Genomic DNA, 21,473 nt, shown 5'->3' with positions numbered 1-21,473 from the left:
GGCCAGTGCGTTGCCGATCGCGTTGCCGCAGACGTTGACGGGCGCGGTGATCGGCGCGTTCACCTGGTTGCCGCCGCCGATGCTGTACGCGCCGGAGGTACGGCCGTGGAAGCCGTGGTATCCGCCCGGTCCGCTGACGACGGCGCCGCCCCGGCAGCCGGCGGCCAGTGCGTTGCCGATCGCGTTGCCGCAGACGTTGACGGGCGCGGTGATCGGCGCGTTCACCTGGTTGCCGCCGAGGATGCTGTGCCGCCCGGACGTACGGCCGCCACCGCTGATGCGGTAGGCGCTCGGCGCGACGCCGGCGCCGCCCCGGCAACCGGCGAGCGCGTCGCCGATCACCGCGGCGCTGTTGCCGCAGATGTTGACGGGCGCGGTGATCGGCGCGTTCACCTGGTTGCCGCCGAGGATGCTGTGGTGGCCCGAGGTGTGGCTGTGACCACCGCCGAGGCGGTAACCGCTCACCGCCGCGCCGCCCCGGCAGCCGGCCAGCGAGCCGCCGATGGCCGCGACCGCGTTGCCGCAGGCGTTGATCGGAGCGGTGATCGGCGCGTTGATCTGGTTGCCGCCGCCGATGCTGCCGCGGCCCGAGGTGTGGCGGTGACCACCGCTGGCGCGGTAGCCGTTCACCGCCGCACCGCCCTGGGACCCGGCGACCGCGTGGCCGAGGGCCGCGACGGAGTTGCCGCTGATGTTAACCGGAACGGAGATCGGGGCATTGACCTGGTTACCTCCCAGGATGCTGCCGTCGCCGTTGGTCCCGTCGGCCAGGGCCGGAACGGCCCCGAACGCGACGAAGCTCGCGGTGAGCAGGGTGGCGCCTGCGGCGCCCTTCGCCCACTTACGCATTGATTGCTCCTCATTTGGACAGGATTGACCGAACAACTTCTCGGGGTGGTACGGCACGACCGCCTGGACCGCGGGCGTGCCGATAACCGGTCCGTGTCATGCGTGCGGACCGGTGGTGGGGTCTAGTCAGGGGAGAAGGAGGGCTCGTCCGCCGCGGTGCGGACGACCGGGGGGAGCACGCCGGTGCGCAGGATGGGGATGGCGGGACGGCTGAGTGCCGTGACCGGCTCGGTCCTGCGGCGAACCCCGGCCAGATGGAAGCCGCCGAAACCGTCGCTGCCGGCGGACGAGGGCAGCTCCTGCCCCCGCTGCGGCAACGGCCGCTTCGGGACGGACGGCGCGTGCACCCGCTTGTGCGACACGCGCTTGTGCGCCACGCGATCGGTGGAGACCTTCTCGGACGCCCCCGTTACGACGTGCGGCCCGATGTGGATCACCGGTCCGCCGGAGACTCCGGCTCGGGAACCGGCGCCGCCGTGCCGTTGTGTCCGAGAAGGGCCAGCCGTGCCCACCGGCGTGCGGGGCCGCGGCTTTTCCTTCACCGCGGGTGGCAGGGCGAGGATCGCCGGCGGACGGGCGGGCGTGAGAGCCGCTCCGGGCTTCGCGATTTCTTCTTCGCTTGCTTTCTGCACGGCCGGGGCGACACCACGCGTGTCGAGCACGTCGTCCGCGAGTGCGGTCACGTGCTCGACGGACGCGGTGACGCTGGGAAGGCGTGCACCCGGAACGGTGTCGGCGTGCGCCTGGTCGGCGTGTGCGTGACCGGCGACGCCCAGCAGCCAGCCGGCGATCGCGATGCCCGCCATCGTGAGCAGGCGCCGGACCATCGGCTTGAGCGTCACGGTGTCCGGACAGCATGCGACCGCAGAGGCGAACCTCCGCACTCGCGACCGTCCAGCAACCACGCGCCCTCCTTGGTGTTGACCACCGTCACGGAGCGCGAGTGCGCTCCGTACGGTCGGTTACCGTAGCACCACGGAGAGCGATCATTGTGGCTGATTCAGATGTGGTCGAGAAAATGGTCGAGGACGCGGACGCCGAAACGGAGCCCGTCGACCGGAACTCGTTCGTCGATGCCGTGAAACATGCCGGAAAAGTCGAGATCCTTCGGAAGTTTCAGCGGTGCGAAGCCGTAGCACTTCATGCCGAGCGTCGAGAACGACTTGGCGTCCGTACCGCCCGAAAGGCAGTACGGAACCGGACGCGCCTGCGGGTCGTGCGCCCGCAGCGCCGCCGCCATCGCCTCGACCAGCGGCCCCTCCCACTCGGTCTCCACGGCGATGTCGTGGTGGACGAACTCCCGGCTCACCTGTTCTCCCAGCAGCTCGTCGACCGTGTCGAAGAACTCCTCCTCGTGCCCGGGCAGGAACCTGCCGTCCACCTGGGCGATCGCGGTCTGCGGGATGACGTTCGCCTTGTAGCCGGACGCCAGGACGGTCGGGTTCAGGGTGTTCCTGAGTGTCGCCCCGATCATCCGCTTCAGCGGGCCCAGGTCCTCGACGGTCTTCTCCACGTCGTCCGGGTCGAACTCCGTCCCGTTCGCCTCGCAGACCTGTTCCAGGAAGGCCCTCACGGTCTTCGTGAGCTGAATGGGGAACTCGTGCTCCCCCAGCCGCCCGACCGCGGCCGCCAGGGCCGTGACGGCGTTGTCGCGGTGCACCATGGAGCCGTGGCCGGCGGTGCCCGTGGCGGTCAGCCGCATCCACGCCAGGCCCTTCTCGGCCGTCTCGATGAGGTACAGACGCTGATCGTTCGGGAGGGTCAGGCTGAACCCTCCGACCTCGCCGATCGCCTCGGTGCAGCCCTCGAACAGCTCCGGGTGGTTGTCGACCAGCCAGTGCGCGCCCCAGGTGCCCCCGGCCTCCTCGTCGGCGAGGAAGGCGAGCACGACGTCCCTCTCGGGTCGCCTCCCCTGCCTGAGACGCTCGCGCATGACGGCCAGGACCATCGCGTCCATGTCCTTCATGTCGACCGCCCCACGGCCCCAGACACAGCCGTCGGCGATCTCACCGCCGAAGGGGTCGCGGGTCCAGTCATCCCTCTGCGCGGGCACGACGTCGAGATGCCCGTGGATGAGGAGGGCGTCGCGCGCCGGATTGGTCCCCTCGATCCGCACGACCACGCTCGACCGCTTCTCGTGCGACTCGTAGATCTTCGGCTCGAGCCCTACGTCGCCGAGCTTCTCCGCCACGTACTCCGCGGCCTCGCGCTCCCCGGGACCACTGTGATCACCGGGATTGGTGGTGTCGATGCGTATGAGTTCGCTGCACAGCTCGACGACCTCATCCTCCGCCGAAGGGTGGCTCACGGTGATCCTCCTCCTGTTGGCTTCCGCGGCTTCTGCAGACCTCGGCCCATCCTCCCTTAACGCCCACGTCGCCCCGCACGGCCGTCAGCGACTTCGCGGCATCACCGGGGATTTGCTATCGTGTGGCAGCCGCTGCGGGAGACCGCACGGTGCACCACGTCCGGGTGGCGGAATAGGCAGACGCGCTAGCTTGAGGTGCTAGTGCCCTTCACGGGGCATGGGGGTTCAAGTCCCCCCTCGGACACACTATTTGTACATGTCCAATTATTTCCGGACATGACAGAGCGCCTCTCGATGCCCAGCTTCGGCTGTGGCATCGAGTCGTGCTCGTTCTACCTCCCTCCGGTGTCATCGCCACATGTAGAGCGGTGCGCTGTGGTCGCCTTTGGGCGTATCAGCGTGTGCGGTCGAGGGTGATCTTCGCCTCCTGCGGGGTGTCTGCCTGTAAAGCGTGGGTGCCGGGGTCGTAGGTGAAAGTGGTCTTCTGGGTTCGCAGGTGGCTGATGATCTCGGTGGTGGTCGGCGGAACGGTGCCTGGTTCAAGGTCTGCTCCAGACAACAAGGCCCACAGGGCTCTCAGGTGGGACAGGATCCGGTCCTCACGGATGTAGAGGTTTTTCGGCCGGTCCGGATCCGTCTTGGACGCGCTGGTGTGGCCGTGCCGGCAGCGGTAGGCGGCACGGTTGTTCGCCCAGCACGACTCCATGCGGCGCCCGCAGATCCCGCAGCGCAGCAACCCGGCGAGTTGGTAGCACCGATCGGGGTTGGGGTTACCGCGCGGGGCGCGGATGTTCTGGGCCGCGATGAAATCAGCCTCGCTGACCAGCGCCGGATGGGCGGGCCGGGTGGAGATGACCCAACCATCAGGCAGATTCCACCGCTGCACCTGCCGATGCCCGAGCCCGGTGTTGGCCGGATCGATCAGGTCACGAGCGGCAGGCTGCCGGTTCCAGACCTGCCGACCGGTGTAACGCGGATTGGCCAGGATCGTCCGCACGGTGGTCAACGGCCAAGCTCGCGCGGACCGATGCGTATTCCGTTCTGGATCGGCCGCCGACGGGCACGGGATCCCGATCTCGTTCAACGCCCGCGCGATCCGCGCGATGCTGTGCCCGTCCAGCCGCTGAGCGAATATCCACTTCACGATCGGCGCGGTCTCAGAATCCGGCTCGAGCCGATGCGCTCGGCGTCCCCAGGCGGCATGAGCCCGGTTCGGATGCGGACCCGCGTCCACCAAGCGGTAGCCGTAGGGAGGACGGCCCCCTTGATACCGACCCTGCTCACGAACCTGCGTTGCCATCGCGGTACTCACCCGAATCCGCGTACGGGTGATCTCCCGTTTGGACTGGATACCCAGCCCGATCATCAACTGCTCATGCCCCTCAGCCTCAAAATCGACCCGACCGCCGACCTCGGGCATCCACAACTGCACGCCGTAATGCGCGAACAACGGCGCCATCAGACTGAACTGATTGCCGTAAAACGCCCGCTCATACTCCCCCACCACGATCGCATCGAACCCGCGATCAGGATCCGCCATCGCCGCCACCAGCGCCGCGGCCTCCGGCCTCCGCGTCCACGGCAGAACCCGGCTCTGCCCCACATCGAAAAACTCAGCCACGATACGACCGTGCCCAAGGACGAGGGCAGCGGCCTGATCCTGCTGCCGCGCACGCGACATCACCGGATCTTGACGATCCTCCGTCGACACCCGCCCGTAGAACGCGAAACGCAACTCACCCTTTCCGGATACTACCGGGCGATCAGCGAACCGCTCAGCCCAGGCCAGGAGCGTGCCGCCAGCATCTTGCGTCGGCGGCTCCAGCAGGCATGGCACCCACCCAGCCACAACTCGTGCCTCTCACCGAACCTAATACAACTCTCTGCGATTCCAGGATCTACGAAGGACGAAACATATATATGGCAAACGACAGAATTACCTGCCGCACTTCGCTCGTTGCCCGCATTTTCTGTACACAAATTTCTATTTAGTGACATTTAGCGCGTTCTTGTGTTTCTTTGACCACTAAACGTTGTATGAGTGCGAAGGCACGCCAAGTTGCTTATCGGAGTGTTTAGGCCCAGCGCCATCTCTACCCTCGGGCCCCGGGAGTCTGTGAAACACGTGCACGCCTTATAGGCCCGTTCAGGGTGGAGCCTGGCGTCGGCGGGTCGTCACCGGTCGGTCAGGCGTGCGGCGCATTCGAGGAGTAGTGCGTGGACGAAGGCCTGTGGGAGGTTGCCGCGCAGCTGGCGTTGGGTCACGTCGTACTCTTCGGCGAGGAGACCGGCCGGGCCGCAGACGGCGCGGTTGCGTTCGAACCAGCGCAGGGCCGAGGGAAGGTCGCCCTGTTGGTGGGTGGCCAGCACGAGGAGGAATCCGCAGAGCAGGAAGGCGCCCTCCGCGTGGCCCAGGGGGCGGTCGTCGTGGCGGAACCGGTAGGCGTATCCGTCGTCGGTGAGCTCGATGGCGTACGCCTCCAGCGTGCGGAGGCTGCGGGGGTCGTCGGCGGGGACGGCGCCGCGGAGCGCGGGCAGCAGCAGTGCGCCGTCGAGGCGCGGGTCGTCGGGTGCCCGCTGCCAGCGGCCCGAGGGATGGGTGGCGTGGGCCGCCGTGTCGCCCGCGATCGTGACGGCGAGTTCTGACCAGCGGGTCTCCCCCAGGGCGGCGAAGGCGCGCAGGCCGGCCGCGGCGCCGAGCCGGCTGTGGGTCCAGGCGCGGTTCTCCAGTTCCCAGATGCCGGCGTCCGGTTCCTGCCAGCGTGCCTCGATGGCGGCTGCGGCGGTACGCGCGGCGTGGTGGGCGTCGGTGTCGAGCCGGTCGTGTCCGGCCGCGGTGGCGAACAGGAGCAGGGCGTCGCCGAGGGCGTCGAGCTGGAACTGGCGGTTCACGTGGTTGCCGATCCGGTCGTAGCCGCCGGGGTAGCCGGGCAGGTCGAGACGGCGCTGGTCGGGCACGGGTCCGCCGGTGTCGGTGTAGGCGGGCTTGAGGTGCGGTCCGTCCTCGAGCAGCCGGGCTCCGACGAACCGTACGGCGTCGTCCAGCAGCGGGTACGCTCCGGCCGCGGCGGCGGCCAGGCCCGCGTAGCACTGGTCGCGGATCCATACATAGCGGTAGTCGTAGTTGCGGCCGGCCTCGCTGCGTTCGGGCAGGCTCGTCGTCGTGGCCGCGACCATGCCCCCGCCCCTACTGGTCAGGCCACGCATGATCGCGTACGCGTGGCGTGCGTCCCGGTCGGCGATCGTGTTCAGCTGTGGCACCGTACGGGCCCATGCCTTTTCGGTGGCGGCCCAGGCGTCATCGGCGTTCGGGCGCTCGCCGGACAGCGGCCGGTCGGCGATCTCCAGGACCAGATCGTGGTGCTGTCCGGCGGGCACGGTCAGTTCCAGCTCGAGCCCGTCCGCCGGTCGCGCGCTGGCGGCCCCGGACCAGCGGAAGTACAGCCCGCCGCCCTGCCCCTCCCATCCCTCGCGGAACTCGCGGAAGGAGGGCCTGCAGGCTCCGAATCCGGGCCGGGAATCACAGACGACATGCACGCGCGCGTCGCCCTCGGCGGCGATGATTCGGCGGAGCAGCACCGCACGGCCCGGCTCACCGGGGAACGCCAGCGCCTCGCGGCACTCGGTGATCCCGCTCGAGGTCACCCAGCGGCTACGCCAGATCAGTGTGCCGGGCTCGTAGTCACCGCCCCAGACGAAGCGTTCGCGCGGTGTCACCGCGTACACCCCGGCGCCGCCGATCAGTGACGAGAACACCGCGTCGTCGGCCCAGCCCGGCGCGCACATCCAGCAGAACTCCCCGCGTGGCCCGACGATGACGCCGCGCTCCCCGTCGGCGAGGAGCGCGTACTCCCGCAGCACGTGCGGCGGGAAACGTTCGGTGCCCATGAGTGATCGGTTACCCCGGCGCTGGGTTTCAACCGCGTGAGCCGATCTTGGCTCGGGGCCTGCTTGGGCCGGGGATTCGGGGGTAGGCGGGATCGCATGTCGCTCTATCACGACCTTGCTACCTGCGTGAACGGTGAAGTCCGGGTTGATGAGGGGTCGTTGTCGGCGTACGCGCACGATTCCTCGAATTATCGGCAGACGCCGATCGCGGTGGTGGTGCCCCGAGATGTGGACGCCGGCGTCGAGGCGGTACGGGTCTGCCGGGAGCACGACGTGCCGGTGTTCTCGCGCGGGGGCGGCACGAGCCTAGCCGGGCAGTGCTGCAACGAGGGAGTGGTGATCGACTGGTCGAAGTACTGCAACCGGCTGCTCAAGGTCGACGGCCGCCGCGCGTGGGTCGAGCCCGGCGCCTGCCTGGACGACCTCAACGCCGAGCTGGCCGGCCGCCACCTCATGGTCGGGCCGAAACCCTCGACCCATGACACCTGCACGATCGGCGGGATGATCGGCAACAACTCCTGCGGGGCGTCCGCGCAGGCGTACGGGAAGATGGCGGACTCGGTGGTCCGGCTGGAGGTGCTGACCTACGACGGGGTGCGGATGTGGGTCGGGCCGACAAGCGACGAGGAGTACGAACGCGTGCTCGCCGAAGGCGGCCGGCATGCGGAGATCTACCGGGCGTTGCGGGAGCTGCGGGATGAGAACCTGGCGCTGATCCGGACCCGGTACCCCGACATCCCTCGCCGGGTCTCCGGCTACAACCTCGACGCTTTGTTGCCCGAGAACGGCTTCGACCTCGCGCGTGCCCTGGTGGGCAGCGAGTCCACCCTGGTCACCGTCCTGCAGGCGGAGATCAAGCTGTTTCCGGTGCCGCCGTACCAGGCACTGGCGGTGCTCGGCTATCCGGACGTGGCGAGCGCCGGCGACGCCGTCCCCCAGGCGGCGGCGCTCCAGCCGCTGGCGCTGGAGGGCCTGGACCATCGGCTGATCGACCTGGCCCGGGTGGAGAAGATCGCTGGAACGGACGTTCTGGCCGACCTGCCAGAAGGGTCCGGCTGGCTGATGGCACGGTTCGGCGGTGAGACCCAGGAAGAGGCCGACCGGCGCGCGCAGCGGCTGATCGACGACAGCGGCGACGCCCACACCGCCTATCTGGACGACCCGGCCGAGGAGGAGCGGGTCTGGGAGGTGCGCGAGGCCGGTCTCGGCGCGACCGCGTACCCGCCGGGGAAGCCCGACACCCACGAAGGTTGGGAGGACGCGGCCGTGCCGCCGGACCGGCTCGGCGACTACCTGCGCGACTTCCGGCGGCTGCTCGACGAGTTCGGCTACCAGGACTCCTCGCTCTACGGGCACTTCGGCCAAGGGTGCGTGCACACCCGCATCCCGTTCGACCTGGATGATCCGGACGGAGTGGCGAAGTACCGCCGGTTCGTCGAGCGGGCGGCGCGGCTGGTCGCCTCCTACGGCGGGTCGCTGTCGGGCGAGCACGGCGACGGGCAGTCGCGCGCCGAACTGCTGCCGATCATGTTCGGCGCGGAGGTCGTACGGCTCTTCGGGGTGTTCAAGGGGATCTGGGACCCGGCCGGGCGGATGAACCCCGGCAAGATCGTCGACCCGCACCGGCTGGATGAGAACCTCGACCACCTCGACTACCACCCGGCCGAGCCGGCCACCCACTTCACCTACCCGGCCGACCATCATCGGTTCACCCACGCGGCGGCACGCTGCGTCGGGATCGGCAAGTGCCGGTCCAGTTCCGGTGGTGTGATGTGCCCCAGCTACCGGGTCACCCGGGAGGAGAAGCACGCCACGCGCGGCCGGGCCCGCATCCTGATGGAGATGATGCGGGGCGAGACCATCACCGGCGGCTGGCGTTCCAAGGACGTACACGAGGCGCTCGACCTGTGCCTGTCGTGCAAGGGCTGCCGCGGCGACTGCCCCGTCAACGTGGACATGGCCACCTACAAGGCCGAGTTCCTGTCCCATCACTACCACTGGCGTCCGCGACCGCCGTCGCACTACTCGATGGGCTGGCTGCCGCTGTGGGCCCGGCTCGCCTCCGCCGCGCCGGGCCTGGTGAACGCCGTGACGCACGCGCCCGGGCTGAGCGGGCTGGTCAAGCTGGCCGGGGGTGTCGACCGGCGCCGTGACCTGCCGCGCTTCACGACCGACCGGTTCACCGACTGGTTCGCCGACCGGCGTCCCGCCGTGGAGGGTGAGCCGGTCGTGCTGTGGCCGGACACCTTCACCAACAACTTCCACCCCGATGCCGCCAAGGCCGCCGTACGCCTGCTGGAGGCGTACGGGTATCGGGTGGAGGTCCCCCCCGTGCCGTTGTGCTGCGGACTGACCTGGATCTCAACGGGACAACTCGCGACCGCGAAACGCGTCCTGGGACGTACGGTCGCGGCGCTGACGCCCCGGCTGCGGAACGGTGTGAAGGTCGTGGGGCTGGAGCCGAGCTGCACGGCCGTGTTCCGCTCCGACGCACCCGAGCTCCTCGACGGCGATCCGGACGTGAAGCTGCTGAGCGAGCAGACGGTCTCTTTGGCCGAGCTGCTCGCCGACCGGGTCCCGACCGCGCCTGTCCCGGGCACCGGGATCCGCGCGCTCGCCCAGCCGCACTGTCACCAGCACGCCATCTGGGGCTTCGAGGCCGACAGGAAGCTCCTCGAACGCGTCGGCGTCCAGGTCGAGGTGCTCGATGCGGGCTGCTGTGGGCTGGCCGGCAACTTCGGCTTCGAACGCGGCCACTACGAGGTGTCCACCGGAGCCGCCGAACTGGGCGTGTGGCCGGCGGTGCGCGACGCCGACCCCGGCGACCGGATCCTCGCCGACGGATTCTCCTGCCGCACCCAGATCGAGTCCGGTACGTCGGCGCGGCCGGTTCACCTCGCCGAACTGCTCGCCGAGATTCTGCTGTGACGGCGCGCTGGGGCGTCCTGCCGGTAGAAGCCGGATCGCGGGGGTAGGCGGATTCATGGAAGCGTCTCGACCAGCGACGCAGCAGGCGGGTCGGTGCCGGCAGGCACCCTCGTTGACCTTGAGTTGATGCTGAGAAGGAGTGGATCATGGCGTCGAAGACCGTGGCTGACTACATTCTGGAGCGCCTGCGCGACTGGGGGGTCGAAAAGGTCTTCGGCTATCCCGGTGACGGCATCAACGGACTGCTGGCCGCGTGGGGACGCGCGGGCGATGAGCCGATGTTCGTCCAGGCGCGGCACGAGGAGATGAGCGCGTTCGAGGCGGTGGGGTACGCCAAGTTCAGCGGCGGCCTGGGCGTCTGCGCGGCGACGTCGGGGCCGGGAGCCATTCACCTGCTCAACGGCCTCTACGACGCCAAGCTCGACCACGTTCCCGTCGTCGCCATCGTGGGTCAGACCAACCGCAGCGCGATGGGCGGCTCCTACCAGCAGGAGGTCGACCTGCTGAGCCTGTTCAAGGACGTGGCCAGCGACTACGTACAGATGGTCACGGTGCCCGAACAGCTGCCGAACGTGCTGGACCGGGCGATCCGCGTCGCCCTGGCCGAACACGCGCCCACCGCGATCATCATCCCGGCCGACGTGCAGGAGCTGGAGTACTCCGCGCCCGGGCACGCGTTCAAGATGGTGCCCTCCAGCCTCGGCATCGAATGGCCACAGGTCGCCGCCGAGGACGCGGCGATCCGCAAGGCGGCCGACCTGCTGAACGCCGGTGAGAAGGTCGCGATCCTGGCCGGCGCGGGCGCACGCGGCGCACGCGCGGAACTCATGCAGGTCGCCGACCTGCTCGGCGCCGGCGTCGCCAAGGCGCTGCTCGGAAAAGACGTGCTCTCCGACGAGCTCCCCTACGTCACCGGCTCCATCGGGCTGCTGGGCACACGCCCGAGCTACGAGATGATGAACGACTGCGACACGCTGCTCACCGTCGGCTCCAGCTTCCCCTACAGCCAGTTCATGCCGTCCTTCGGGCAGGCGCGGGGCGTGCAGATCGACCTCGACGCCAAGCAGATCGGGATGCGCTACCCGTACGAGGTGAACCTCGTCGGCGACGCCGCGGCGACCCTGCGCGCTCTGATCCCGCTGCTGGAGCGCAAGGAGAGCCGGTCCTGGCGCGAGGGCATCGAGGCGAACGTCGAGCGCTGGTGGGAGACCATGAAGATGGAGGCCATGGTCGACGCCGCTCCGATCAACCCGATGCGGCTGTTCCACGAGCTGTCCGAACGGCTGCCCGCAGGCGCCATCATCAGCGCCGACTCCGGATCGGCCGCCAACTGGTACGCCCGTAACCTACGGTTCCGCGACGACGTACGCGGCTCACTGTCCGGCACGCTGGCCACCATGGGCCCGGGCGTGCCGTACGGCATCGGCGCCAAGTTCGCCCACCCGGACCGGCCCGCGATCGTGTTCGCCGGCGACGGCGCGATGCAGATGAACGGGCTCGCCGAACTGATCACCATCAAGCACTACTGGCAGGACTGGTCCGACCCGCGGCTGATCGTGGCGGTGCTCCACAACAACGACCTCAACCAGGTCACCTGGGAGATGCGCGCCATGCAGGGCGCAGCGAAGTTCCCCCAGTCCCAGACCCTGCCGGACGTGGACTACGCGGCCTTCGCCGCCGGCCTCGGCCTCCAGGCCATCACCGTGGACAAACCCGACCAGATCGCAAGCGCCTGGGAACGCGCGCTGTCCGCCGACCGGCCGACCGTCCTGGATGTGCACGTCGACCCGGACGTGCCGCCCATCCCACCGCACGCGACGTTCGAGCAGATGAAGGACTCCGCCGAGGCGATCCTGCAGGGCGACGAGAACCGCTGGGGCCTCATCCGCGAAGGCGTGAAGACCAAGATCCAGGAGTTCCTGCCCCACCGCGACGACAAGTGATCGACCCGCCTGTCGAATCGGTCTGCGCGAGCGCGTACACCGTGCCGACCGACGCGCCCGAGGCCGACGGCACGCTCGCCTGGGAGGCCACCACGCTGGTACTGGCGGAGGTACGGGCGGGCGGCCAGGTCGGGACGGGCTGGACATACGGACCGGCCGCGTGCGCGGCGGAGATCGGCGAACGGCTGGCCGACGTGCTGCGCGGGCGGTCCGCGCTGGACGTCACCGGCACCTGGCAGGCGATGATCCGCGCGGTCCGCAACGACGGCCGGCCGGGCGCGGTCGGGTACGCGATCTCCGCCGTCGACGTGGCGTTGTGGGACCTGAAGGCGCGGCTGCTCGACGTGCCGCTGCACCGGCTGATCGGGGCGGTGCACGACGAGGTGCCGGTGTACGGCAGCGGCGGCTTCACCACCTATGACGACGCGCGGCTCACCGAGCAGCTCACCGCTTGGACCCGGCGGATCCCCCGCGTGAAGATCAAGATCGGCGAGTCCTGGGGCACCCGGACGGACCGCGACCTGGCCCGCATGCGCCGCGCCCGCGAAGTGATCGGTCCCGGGGTCGAGCTGTACGTCGACGCGAACGGCGGGTACACGGCCAAGCAGGCCGTCCGCGTGATGCGCGAGGCCGCCGACCTGGACGTGCGCTGGTTGGAGGAACCCGTCTCCTCCGACGACCTGGCCGGGCTCGCCGCCGTACGCGCCGCCGTGACGGCGGACGTCACGGCCGGCGAGTACGGCTACGACCTGACCTACTTCCGGCGGATGTGCGAGGCCGGTGCGGTGGACTGCCTGCAGGCCGATGTGTCCCGCTGCGGCGGCATCAGCGAATGGCTCCGCGTCGCCGCGGTGGCCGCCGCGTACGGCCTGCAGATCTCGGGCCACTGCGCGCCACACCTGCACGCCCACGCCGCAGCGGCCACCCCCAACCTGCGCCACCTGGAGTGGTTCCACGACCACGTACGCATCGAGTCGATGCTCTTCGACGGCTGCCTGAACCCGGACGGCGGCGCCATCCGGCCCCGCTCCGACATCCCGGGCCACGGCCTGACCTTCCGCCACACCGACGCGGCCGCCTACCAGGTCACGCCCTGATATATGGCGCCTGGCCGTCAGCCGGCGAAGAAGTCTCCCAGGGAGGCCGCGAGCGCGTCCGGGGCTTGCTCCGCGACGTGGTGCCCTGAGTCGATTCCGTGGCCACGCACGTCGGGTGCCCACTGCTGCCAGATCTTCAGCGGATCGCCGTAGAGATCTTCGAGGTCGTCCTGGAGTGACCACAAGATCAGCGCGGGGCACCCGATCCTTACCCCGGCGGTCCGGTCGGCCTCTTCGTGGTGCTTGTCGATGGTGAGACCCGCTCGGTAGTCCTCCAGCATCGCCCGAACTACCTCGGGGTTCCTCGTGGCCTCACGCCATTCGTCGTAGTTCTCCTGCCCCATGCTCCGTGGGTCGCCGCGGTACCAGCCGTCGGGGTCGGCATTGATGACACGCTCGGGAATGTCGGGCTGGGCGAAGAAGAACCAGTGCCACCACTGTATGGCGAACTCCGCCGTGATGCGGGACAGGTGCTCGCTGATGGGCAGGCAGTCGACCAACGCCACTCGTGTCACCGCGCCGGGGTGATCGAGCGCGAGGCGCAGTGCGACGCTTCCGCCGCGGTCGTGCCCTGCGAGGGAGAACCGGGCATGGCCGAGCGAACGCATCACCGCGACCATGTCGCCCGCGACCGCGCGCTTGGAGTAGCCGACGTGATCTGCTGTCGGCGCCGGGCCACGAGACCGGCCGTACCCTCGCAGATCGGGACAGACGACGGTGAAACCGCGCTCGACCAGTTGAGGGGCGACGCGATGCCAGGTCGCGGAGGTCCTGGGATGGCCGTGCAGCAACAGGACCGGCGGTCCCTGCCCGCCATGGCGGACGAAGATCGATGCGTCCTCGACCTGGACCAGCGTGGAATCGAAGCCTTCGAACATGGCTCGGCCCCTTCAGGGTCTCGCCCGCGACGCCTGCATCAGCCCGGCGGTGGCGAGGGTCAGCGCGCCGGTCCCGTCGACCAGGGCCGGGCGTCGCCAGATCGGCGAGACGGCGACGGCGCAGGTGGAGGCGTGCAACGGGTCGACGGCCGCGCCCGCGCGCAACGCCCGCGGCGTCGGCCGGGCCAGCTCGACGGCGGCCTGCACCACGTGACGAGCACCGAGAACGCGCATCACCGGCACCTGTGAGGCCGTCGCCGCGCGCCCGGACAGGACGTGCAGCACCGCACGCGGTGCGGTGACCAGGAGTCCTCCCCAGGCGAGACGCAGCACGGGCAGCGATCGCCTCACACCGGCCTCCGCAGCAGGCCGGCGCCGGCCGCGCCCAGCACGGCACCGGCCGCCATCGCCAGTACGCCGCGATGCTGCGCGGCCCACATCTGGACGCTGCGATCGTGGGCGCGGTCGTCGAATCCTCCGTGCGCGCCGTAGTCACGGCCGTCCTTGCCGTCCGCGGGCCGCCAGAGGTTCGCGGGCTGATGCGGATCGCGCGGCCGGCCGGTCTGCTGGGACTTGAATCCGGTACGCGCGAGGTAGCGGTCCAGCAGACCGGGGATCACCCGGTTGGCCAGCAACGTCGCGACCGTGCTGCCGCCGACCCAGTACTCACGCCGCTCGGGATGATCCGCCGCGTACGCCAGGGCACGCGCGGCCACCTCCGGCTGGTAGATCGGGGGTACGGGCTGCGCCTGCTCCGGCAACTGGGAGGCGACCCAGTCGAACTGCGGCGTGTTCACCGCGGGCATGTGCACCATCGTCACCCGGACGTTGCCGCCCCGGTGCAGCAGTTCGGTGCGCAGCGACTCATGGAAGCCCTGGACCGCGTGCTTGGCGCCGCAGTACGCCGACTGGAGCGGGATACCCCGCTTGGCCAGGGCGGACCCGGTCTGCACGATGGTGCCGTGGTCGCGCGGCAGCATCCGCTCCAGTGCCGCCTTGGTGCCGTACACGAACCCGAGGTAGGTCACCTCGGTGGTCCGCTTGAACTCGGCCGGGTCGATGTCGGTGAACTCGGCGAAGATGGAGCTGAACGCCACGTTGACCCACACGTCGATCGGCCCGAGCACCGCTTCGGTACGCTCGGCGGCGGCGCGTACCTGCTCGAAGTCGGCCACGTCGGTCGGGATCGGCAGCGCCTCACCGCCGGCCGCGCATACCTCCTCCGAGGCGGCCTCCAAGCCCGTCTCTCCGCGGGCCAGCAACGCGACCTTGGCGCCCCGGGCGCCGAACAGCCGCGCCGTCGCACGGCCGATGCCGCCGCTGGCGCCGGTGACGACCACGACTCGAGCGTCGCCCATGCCACTCACCTCCGTGATCACAAGGCGCGCAGGGCCGGGAGGAGTTCGCGTTCGGCCCAGGTGAAGAACTTCCCCTGCGCCTCCGCGCCGATCTGGACGAGTGCGATCTCGTCGAAGCCCGCGTCGATGAAGGGCTTGATCTTGCGGACGTGCTCATCGACGTCCGGTCCGCAGGGCAGTTCCTCGGCGACCTGCTCGGGGGTGACGTGCCGCGTGGCGGACTCGAAGCCGGGCGCGCCGGGCAGGTCGGCGTTCACCGCCCAGCCGAGGCCGAACCAGCGGAACTGCTCGTGCGCCCGCTTCACCGCGGCGTCCCGGTCGGTGTCGTAGGCGAGTGCGATCTGCCCGACCCGGGGCTTACCGGCGCCGCCGGCGGCGTCGAACATCTCGCCGAGCTCGGCGCGGGGTTCCGTGGCGATCATCAGATCCGCCTTCTCCCCCGCCAGCCCGCACGACCTCTTGCCGGACACCGCCAGACCGATCGGCACGCGTGTCTCGGGCAGGTCCCACAGCTTGGCCTGCTCGACGTCGAAGTGGGTGCCGCGGTGGTTGACGTTCCCGCCGTCGAACAGGGCGGAGATCACCTCGAGTGCCTCGGCGAGCATCTCGTGGCGTACGCCGGACATCGGCCAGCGCCGGCCGACCACGTGCTCGTTGAGGTTCTCCCCCGCGCCCAGCCCGAGCCGGAACCGTCCGCCCGACAGGATCTGCACGGTCGCCGCCTTCTGCGCCACCACGGCCGGGTGGTACCGCATGATCGGGCAGGTCACGAAGGTCATCAACGGAATCCGCTCCGTGGCCTGAGCGGCGGCCCCCAGGATCGACCAGACATAGCCGGAGTGGCCCTGCGAGGCCAGCCACGGCTGGTAGTGGTCACTGATCACCGAGAAGTCGAAGCCGGCCTCCTCGGCCGACCGCACATCACGGACAAGCTGGTCAGGCGCTGCCTGCTCACACATCATCGTGTAGCCGAAGGCGGTCATCTACGAATCTCCCCCAAGGGTCGATCGGGCGACCGTCCAAGCCTGGGCCCGGACGGCCTCCGCGCGGATGGTGGATGAGGACTTCGACCGGCCGGCGTTTCGCCACCCGCCCGTCTCGGTGCTGTAGCCCTCCGACGAACTCCTGGAACACCGCTCGCGCTACCCAGGCCGCCTGGCGACAAACAGTGCGGGGCATGAGCCTGTCGATCCAGCGCTTGACGTGTGCCTGGCCCATGCGCAGGCGGATGCCCTTGTCGAACATCTGCAGCATGGGCAGCGGGTCCGCCGCCCCGCCATAGACCCCGCTGATCGACAGCGTCCCACTGCGGCGTACGGTCTCGATGCCCTGGTAGAGCGTGGCGAGACGGTCGATGCCGACCTTCTTCATCAGCGCTCCGGCGGCGACGTCGGGCAGCATGCTGGTCAGGCTTTGGGCGATCTTCGCGTTCGGCGAGCCGTGGGCCTCCATCCCGACCGCGTCGATGACCGCGTCGGTGCCCCGCCCGTCGGTGAGGCGCGTACGGCGCCGGGCACGTCGTCGCACTGCCACGCGTCGAGCACCTCGATGTCGTGGCGGCGGGCCATCTCCAGGCGCTCCGGGACGCCGTCCACTCCGATCACGCGATGACCGAGGTGGCGGGCGATGCGGGCGGACATCTGGCCGATCGGCCCGAGGCCGAAGACCGTGACGCTTCCGCCCTCGGGGATCTCGGCGAACTCGACGGCCTGCCACGCGGTGGGCAGCACGTCGGACAGGTAGACGAACCGTTCGTCCGCGGGCCCCTCGGGCACCTTGATCGGCCCGAAGTGCGCCTGCGGTACGCGGAGGAACTGCGCCTGGCCGCCGGGCACCTGACCGTACAGCTTCGTGTAGCCGAACAGTGCCGCGCCGGTGCCCTGCTCGCGGACCTGGGTGGTCTCGCACTGGGCGTACAGCTCCCCGGTCGCACATGAAGCACTGGCCACAGGAGATGTTGAGCGGGATCACGACCCGGTCGCCCGGCCGGATGTGGATGACTTCTGCACCGATCTCTTCGACCACGCCCATGGGCTCGTGCCCGAGGATGTCACCCTCGTCGATGAACGGGCCGAGCACCTCGTAAAGGTGCAGGTCCGAGCCGCAGATCGCGGTCGTCGTCACCCGGATGATGGCATCCGTCGGCTCTTTGATGCTTGGGTCCGGCACCTCGTCGACGCGTACGTCGCGCCTGCCGTGCCACGCCAGTGCCTTCATCGCCGCTCCCCTTCATCCCGCCGGCTCCCGCCCGAGTCGCCTGGACGCGCCGGCGCGGTCTCTGCCGGTCGGCTCCCGCTACCCCCGCATCCGGGGAACCCACATCGCGGCCCCTGTTCCGAATGGTCCTCCTACCCCGGGGTAGGGCCCGAAGCAGTGAGCCGGGCCCTACCTGGAGGTGGTCATGCCGCGACAGCAATGGAGTAAGAAACGCGAACGGCAGTACGAGCACATCAAGTCCTCGGCCGAGGACCGTGGTGAGAGCGAAGACCGCGCGGAGGAGATCGCCGCCCGTACGGTCAACAAGAACCGCGCCCAGTCCGGAGAGTCCAAGCAGGCCAGCAAGACCTCGACCCGCGACATGTCTCCTCAAAAACGCGGCGGCAAGAGGTCGGGCAAACCCGGACCTCGCGGCCAGGCCAAGGACCAGCTGTACGCCGAGGCCAAACGCCGCGGGATCAAAGGCCGTTCGAACATGAACAAGAAACAGCTCCAGGACGCTCTCAGCAAGTAACTTGGCGAACTCTGACAGCGAAGGCCCGACGGCCCACCGCTCAACGACGTCTCCGCCTGGACGACCGGACGCCGTGCTTCGTGGCATATTCATCGACGGATGTTGGGATTCAGTCGCGTCGCCTTTGGCTAGTTCGTGATAGCCGCCGCCTGTCGGCAAGTGTCGCTTGTGAATCCGGGAGCTGTGATGAGCGTATTCAACGAGGCACTGGAGTTCCTCGGTCTGGCCGGTGGCTCGGCCCCTCGTCACCGATACGAACTGAGGATCGCGAAGACGCGCAAAGAGCAGCGGGAGCTCGCCGCGACAATGCGCCGCCTGCCGGGACGCTTTGCGGGCCGGCTCCCGGCACGGACGGTTGAGCAGGTCCACACCTCGGCCGCCGCTGGGCGATGGGAGCGGGCCGTCGATGAACTGATCACCGCGTTGCGTACCCACGGTGCGGCGGTGACCGGCGCCGAACGCGCGGAGTTACGCGCCGTCCTAGGCGCACTGGACATATCTGGCGACCGTATCGACGGCCTGTGCGGAACGGATGCTTACAGGGGCCCTGCCGCATAGGACGCGGAGCCTTTTCGGCCGGATCAGGCGTCTTGGAGGAGCTGGCGACGCAGTTGGGCAAGGGTCCTGGAGATGAGCCGGGAGACGTGCATCTGGGAGATGCCGAGAAGATCAGCGATTTCGGCCTGGTTTTGTTTCCGTAGAACCGGTGCAGCAGGATCGTACGCTCGCGTTCCGGCAGATTCTCCAGCATCGGCCGTAGCGCGCTGCGGTCCAGGACCATCTCGAGCTGAGAATCATCGCTCCCGAGGAGCTCGCCGACGGCGGCACTGTCGTCGTCTTCGGAGGCCGGGACGTCCAGGGAGATCGTCTGGTAGGCGTCGGCAGCGCCGATGGTCTCGATGGCCTCCTCTTCGGTGATGCCGAGCAGCTCACAGACCTCTGGAATGGTCGGCGGACGGCCGTTCGCGTGGATGAAGTCCTGCCGCGCGGTGCGCAGGGCGACACGGAGTTCCTGCAGACGGCGGGGCATGCGCATAGCCCAGGTGTGGTCCCTGAAGTGGCGTTTGACCTCGCCGACCATGGTGGGCACGGCGAACGCCAAGAATTTTCCCCCGTACGTGGGGTCGTACCGGTTGATCGCCTTGACCAGGCCGAGCATGGCGGCCTGCTCAATGTCCTCCCGGGGCTCGCTGTGGCCCGTGTAGCGACGGCAGACGTGGCGGACCAGAGGTGTGTGGATCCGTACGAGTTCAGAGCGGAGCTGCTCCCATCGGGGATCCCGCTCCGAGGTCACCGCGAGTTCTTCCAGGAGTTCTTCGGCGCGACCATCATCGAAACCGGTGCGTGTGGGCATGCTCATATCCCTCTGCTCGTGGAAGACGGGTCATCTGACGCGTCAGCAGCAGGGCGGCGTCGTTGCCCAAGCACTGGCCCCATAGTCGACCCGCTGGACAACGAACGCAAGGCGCCACGACAGGCGAGCCGACCGAGGTTGCCCCGTTCGAGAGCCGGGTAGCGGGCTGAGAGGACCGTGGCCCCCCGATGTCCGTACGAAGGGGAGACCATGCGCGCACAGGACCAGGCCGTCCGGGATGCCCGGCCGGCCGGTCTGGGGCTGCCGGGCATTCTGCTGGGGGTGGGGCTCGGCGGGTTCGTCGACGGCATCCTGCTCCATCAGATCCTGCAGTGGCACCACATGCTCACCAGCACCGACACCGACAACATCGGCGTGAGGTACTACAACCCGCACACCGTCACCGGGCTGAGGATGAACACCGTGTGGGACGGCCTCTTCCACGTCGTGTGCTGGCTGTCCGTACTGACCGGCCTGGCCGTCCTGTATTCCCGGGTCACCCATCGGCGACGGGAGGTGTGGTCCTCCCGCGTGCTGTGGGGCTGGATTCTGGCCGGCTGGGGGCTGTTCAATCTCGTCGAAGGCATCATCGACCACCAGATCCTGGGCATCCATCACGTACATGGCGGCCCTCGGCAGATCTGGTGGGACATCGGCTTCCTCGTCCTCGGAGCCGTGCTCGTGGCCGCGGGCCATCTCCTGCGACGCACCGGCGGCTTCGCCGACGATCCCGCTGAGCGGACCATTTGATGCACGGCCCGCCCATGCCCGCGTACGGACTTTGGAGCATCGTCCCGCCGATGGCGGGCATCGTGCTGCTCGCGGTCACGTATCTCCTCCTCACCCGGCATGGCGTACGGCCGTGGTCACGGTGGCGTACGGCGGCGTTCCTCACCGGCTGTGTCCTGCTGGCCGCCGCTCTGCTCCCGCCGATCGCACCATTCGCGCACGAGGACTTCCGCGGCCACATGCTCCAGCACCTCCTGATCGGCATGTACGCGCCGCTGGCGCTGGTCTCAGGTGCCCCGATCACGGTGCTGCTCCGCGCGCTGCCCGTACACCACGCTCGACGCCTGACCCACGTGCTGCGCAGCCGGTACCTGCGGCCTGTGACCCATCCGGTCACCGCCCTGATCCTGAGTACCGGCGGCCTGGCCGTCCTGTACTTCACCCCCGCCTACAACGCCGTCGCCGCCCGGCCGGACGCGCACTGGTTGCCGCATGCGCACTTCCTCCTGTCGGGCTGCCTGTTCTGCTGGGTCATCGCCGGTCCCGACCCGGCGCCCGCACGACCCGGCCTCACGGCACGGCTGGTCGTTCTCGGCGTGGCCGTCGCCGCGCACGCCACCATCGCCCAGCTGATGTACGGCGGGTTCCTCATCGACGTACACGGCCCCATCACCCAGGTCCGTGGCGGCGCCGAGCTCATGTACTACGGCGGAGACATCGCCGAACTCCTGCTCGCCGCTGCCGCGGTCACGATTTCGCGCCCGGCGCGCCGCCTCGTCCCGGTCCCCGTCTGCTAGTGTCCTGCGCCGGAAATCTTGGCGATATATTCGGCTAATGAATTGAGGATCTCCTCGGCGGTCTTGGTCGACACGAACGGCCTGGGGTCCTCGTTCCAGGTCTTGATCCACGTGCGTATGTCGCTTTCGAGTGCGTGGATGCTGGTGTGGACGCCGCGGCGGATCATCTGGTCGGTGAGGTAGCCGAACCAGCGTTCGACCTGGTTGATCCATGATGAGCCGGTCGGGGTGAAGTGCGCGTGGAAGCGGGGATGGCGGGCGAGCCAGGTCTGGATCTCGGGGGTCTTGTGGGTAGCGTAATTGTCACAGACCAGGTGAACGTCGAGGTCGGCCGGCACGACTTTGTCTATCTTGACCAGGAATTTCTTGAACTCGGTCGCGCGGTGACGGCGGTGGAGCTGTGAGATGACGGTGCCATCGGCGATGTTGAACGCGGCGAACAGGCTGGTGATGCCCTGCCGCAGGTAGTCGTGGGTGCGGCGTTCGGGCATGCCCGGCATCATCGGCAGCACCGGCGCCAACCGGTCCAGGGCCTGGATCTGTTGGGTCGGGGACGGGACGCCGTGCGGCCTTTCGGCCGCCGGTTTTCCCGTCCCCGCCCGCCGAACCCGGC

17 protein-coding genes, 1 tRNA gene and 1 pseudogene are annotated in these 21,473 nt (G+C 69.1%); 7 read left to right on the top strand and 12 right to left on the bottom strand.

Translation table 11 applies throughout. The features are described 5' to 3' along the window. The 3 genes from ACFFNX_RS15220 to ACFFNX_RS15210 form a co-directional block, all read right to left on the bottom strand. Positions 1 to 849 (bottom strand): chaplin family protein (locus ACFFNX_RS15220; RefSeq protein WP_378201375.1); only part of this gene is annotated, 849 nt, incomplete at its 3' end. A gap of 122 nt (positions 850 to 971) precedes the next feature. Beyond that, positions 972 to 1,676 (bottom strand): hypothetical protein, encoded by a 705-nt coding sequence (locus ACFFNX_RS15215; protein ID WP_378201372.1) that lies wholly within the window; start codon positions 1,674 to 1,676, stop codon positions 972 to 974. A 173-nt stretch (positions 1,677 to 1,849) separates the two neighbouring features. Then, the gene (locus ACFFNX_RS15210) at positions 1,850 to 3,157 is read right to left on the bottom strand and encodes a M20/M25/M40 family metallo-hydrolase (RefSeq protein WP_378201369.1); all 1,308 of its coding nucleotides are present in this window, start codon (positions 3,155 to 3,157) and stop codon (positions 1,850 to 1,852) included. Between the two features lie 158 nt (positions 3,158 to 3,315). Here ACFFNX_RS15210 and ACFFNX_RS15205 point away from each other — a divergent pair. Further along, positions 3,316 to 3,401, top strand: a tRNA-Leu gene (locus tag ACFFNX_RS15205). Positions 3,402 to 3,551: 150 nt separating this feature from the next. Here ACFFNX_RS15205 and ACFFNX_RS15200 read toward each other — a convergent pair. After that, positions 3,552 to 4,892: a recombinase family protein gene (locus ACFFNX_RS15200; RefSeq protein WP_378201366.1), complete on the bottom strand. Its 1,341-nt coding sequence runs from the start codon at positions 4,890 to 4,892 to the stop codon at positions 3,552 to 3,554. Positions 4,893 to 5,332: 440 nt separating this feature from the next. Beyond that, positions 5,333 to 7,045, bottom strand: a complete 1,713-nt coding sequence (locus ACFFNX_RS15195) for a glycoside hydrolase family 15 protein (RefSeq protein WP_378201363.1) — start codon at positions 7,043 to 7,045, stop codon at positions 5,333 to 5,335. 126 nt (positions 7,046 to 7,171) lie between these two features. On the opposite strand from ACFFNX_RS15195, the gene ACFFNX_RS15190 reads away from it, so the two are divergent. The 3 genes from ACFFNX_RS15190 (at position 7,172) to ACFFNX_RS15180 (ending at position 13,013) form a co-directional block, all read left to right on the top strand. Then, the gene (locus tag ACFFNX_RS15190) at positions 7,172 to 9,973 is read left to right on the top strand and encodes an FAD-binding and (Fe-S)-binding domain-containing protein (RefSeq protein ID WP_378201360.1); all 2,802 of its coding nucleotides are present in this window, start codon (positions 7,172 to 7,174) and stop codon (positions 9,971 to 9,973) included. 146 nt (positions 9,974 to 10,119) lie between these two features. Next, positions 10,120 to 11,916: a thiamine pyrophosphate-requiring protein gene (locus ACFFNX_RS15185; RefSeq protein WP_378201357.1), complete on the top strand. Its 1,797-nt coding sequence runs from the start codon at positions 10,120 to 10,122 to the stop codon at positions 11,914 to 11,916. Then, on the top strand, positions 11,913 to 13,013 hold the full coding sequence (locus tag ACFFNX_RS15180) for an enolase C-terminal domain-like protein (protein WP_378201354.1): 1,101 nt from the start codon (positions 11,913 to 11,915) through the stop codon (positions 13,011 to 13,013). Before ACFFNX_RS15185 ends, ACFFNX_RS15180 begins: the two co-directional genes overlap by 4 nt. A gap of 17 nt (positions 13,014 to 13,030) precedes the next feature. On the opposite strand, the gene ACFFNX_RS15175 is transcribed toward ACFFNX_RS15180, so the two are convergent. From ACFFNX_RS15175 to ACFFNX_RS15155, 5 genes and pseudogenes are all read right to left on the bottom strand, one after another. Then, positions 13,031 to 13,891, bottom strand: a complete 861-nt coding sequence (locus tag ACFFNX_RS15175; protein WP_378201351.1) for an alpha/beta fold hydrolase — start codon at positions 13,889 to 13,891, stop codon at positions 13,031 to 13,033. Positions 13,892 to 13,903: 12 nt separating this feature from the next. Then, positions 13,904 to 14,242 (bottom strand): hypothetical protein, encoded by a 339-nt coding sequence (locus ACFFNX_RS15170; RefSeq protein ID WP_378201348.1) that lies wholly within the window; start codon positions 14,240 to 14,242, stop codon positions 13,904 to 13,906. After that, positions 14,239 to 15,249, bottom strand: coding sequence for an SDR family oxidoreductase (locus ACFFNX_RS15165; protein ID WP_378201345.1), 1,011 nt, complete (start codon positions 15,247 to 15,249; stop codon positions 14,239 to 14,241). Before ACFFNX_RS15165 ends, ACFFNX_RS15170 begins: the two co-directional genes overlap by 4 nt. 17 nt (positions 15,250 to 15,266) lie before the next feature. Continuing rightward, positions 15,267 to 16,232 (bottom strand): TIGR03557 family F420-dependent LLM class oxidoreductase, encoded by a 966-nt coding sequence (locus ACFFNX_RS15160; RefSeq protein WP_378201342.1) that lies wholly within the window; start codon positions 16,230 to 16,232, stop codon positions 15,267 to 15,269. Positions 16,233 to 16,422: 190 nt separating this feature from the next. Further along, positions 16,423 to 17,466 (bottom strand): annotated as a pseudogene (locus ACFFNX_RS15155) (alcohol dehydrogenase catalytic domain-containing protein); the annotation flags it as partial. 184 nt (positions 17,467 to 17,650) lie between these two features. Here ACFFNX_RS15155 and ACFFNX_RS15150 point away from each other — a divergent pair. Continuing rightward, a complete protein-coding gene (locus ACFFNX_RS15150) occupies positions 17,651 to 17,980 on the top strand; it encodes a plasmid stabilization protein (RefSeq protein WP_378201339.1) in 330 nt (109 codons plus the stop codon). 415 nt (positions 17,981 to 18,395) lie between these two features. On the opposite strand, the gene ACFFNX_RS52375 is transcribed toward ACFFNX_RS15150, so the two are convergent. After that, positions 18,396 to 19,334: a sigma-70 family RNA polymerase sigma factor gene (locus tag ACFFNX_RS52375; RefSeq protein WP_446678516.1), complete on the bottom strand. Its 939-nt coding sequence runs from the start codon at positions 19,332 to 19,334 to the stop codon at positions 18,396 to 18,398. A 210-nt stretch (positions 19,335 to 19,544) separates the two neighbouring features. On the opposite strand from ACFFNX_RS52375, the gene ACFFNX_RS15135 reads away from it, so the two are divergent. Further along, on the top strand, positions 19,545 to 20,084 hold the full coding sequence (locus ACFFNX_RS15135; RefSeq protein ID WP_378201336.1) for a DUF2243 domain-containing protein: 540 nt from the start codon (positions 19,545 to 19,547) through the stop codon (positions 20,082 to 20,084). Continuing rightward, positions 20,084 to 20,860, top strand: coding sequence for a cytochrome c oxidase assembly protein (locus ACFFNX_RS15130; RefSeq protein ID WP_378201333.1), 777 nt, complete (start codon positions 20,084 to 20,086; stop codon positions 20,858 to 20,860). The genes ACFFNX_RS15135 and ACFFNX_RS15130 overlap by 1 nt, the downstream gene beginning before the upstream one ends. Here ACFFNX_RS15130 and ACFFNX_RS15125 read toward each other — a convergent pair. After that, the coding region (locus tag ACFFNX_RS15125; protein ID WP_378201330.1) for an IS630 family transposase at positions 20,857 to 21,473 on the bottom strand (617 nt) is incomplete at its 5' end. The two genes, ACFFNX_RS15130 and ACFFNX_RS15125, sit on opposite strands and share 4 nt — an antisense overlap.

The sequence above is a fragment of the Actinoallomurus acaciae genome, assembly GCF_042429965.1.
Lineage (GTDB): Bacteria > Actinomycetota > Actinomycetes > Streptosporangiales > Streptosporangiaceae > Actinoallomurus > Actinoallomurus acaciae.
The sequence above is the reverse complement of the archived record's forward strand: the minus strand, read 5'-3'. Positions and strand labels throughout refer to the sequence as shown.

Excerpts from the sequence above, each read along its gene's own strand:
- ACFFNX_RS52375 (WP_446678516.1), bottom strand. The coding sequence starts at position 19,334 with ATGCCCACACGCACCGGTTTCGATGATGGTCGCGCCGAAGAACTCCTG.
- ACFFNX_RS15130 (WP_378201333.1), top strand. The coding sequence starts at position 20,084 with ATGCACGGCCCGCCCATGCCCGCGTACGGACTTTGGAGCATCGTCCCG.
- ACFFNX_RS15135 (WP_378201336.1), top strand. The coding sequence starts at position 19,545 with ATGCGCGCACAGGACCAGGCCGTCCGGGATGCCCGGCCGGCCGGTCTG.
- ACFFNX_RS15165 (WP_378201345.1), bottom strand. The coding sequence starts at position 15,249 with ATGGGCGACGCTCGAGTCGTGGTCGTCACCGGCGCCAGCGGCGGCATC.
- ACFFNX_RS15160 (WP_378201342.1), bottom strand. The coding sequence starts at position 16,232 with ATGACCGCCTTCGGCTACACGATGATGTGTGAGCAGGCAGCGCCTGAC.
- ACFFNX_RS15150 (WP_378201339.1), top strand. The coding sequence starts at position 17,651 with ATGCCGCGACAGCAATGGAGTAAGAAACGCGAACGGCAGTACGAGCAC.
- ACFFNX_RS15195 (WP_378201363.1), bottom strand. The coding sequence starts at position 7,045 with ATGGGCACCGAACGTTTCCCGCCGCACGTGCTGCGGGAGTACGCGCTC.
- ACFFNX_RS15215 (WP_378201372.1), bottom strand. The coding sequence starts at position 1,676 with ATGGTCCGGCGCCTGCTCACGATGGCGGGCATCGCGATCGCCGGCTGG.
- ACFFNX_RS15175 (WP_378201351.1), bottom strand. The coding sequence starts at position 13,891 with ATGTTCGAAGGCTTCGATTCCACGCTGGTCCAGGTCGAGGACGCATCG.
- ACFFNX_RS15185 (WP_378201357.1), top strand. The coding sequence starts at position 10,120 with ATGGCGTCGAAGACCGTGGCTGACTACATTCTGGAGCGCCTGCGCGAC.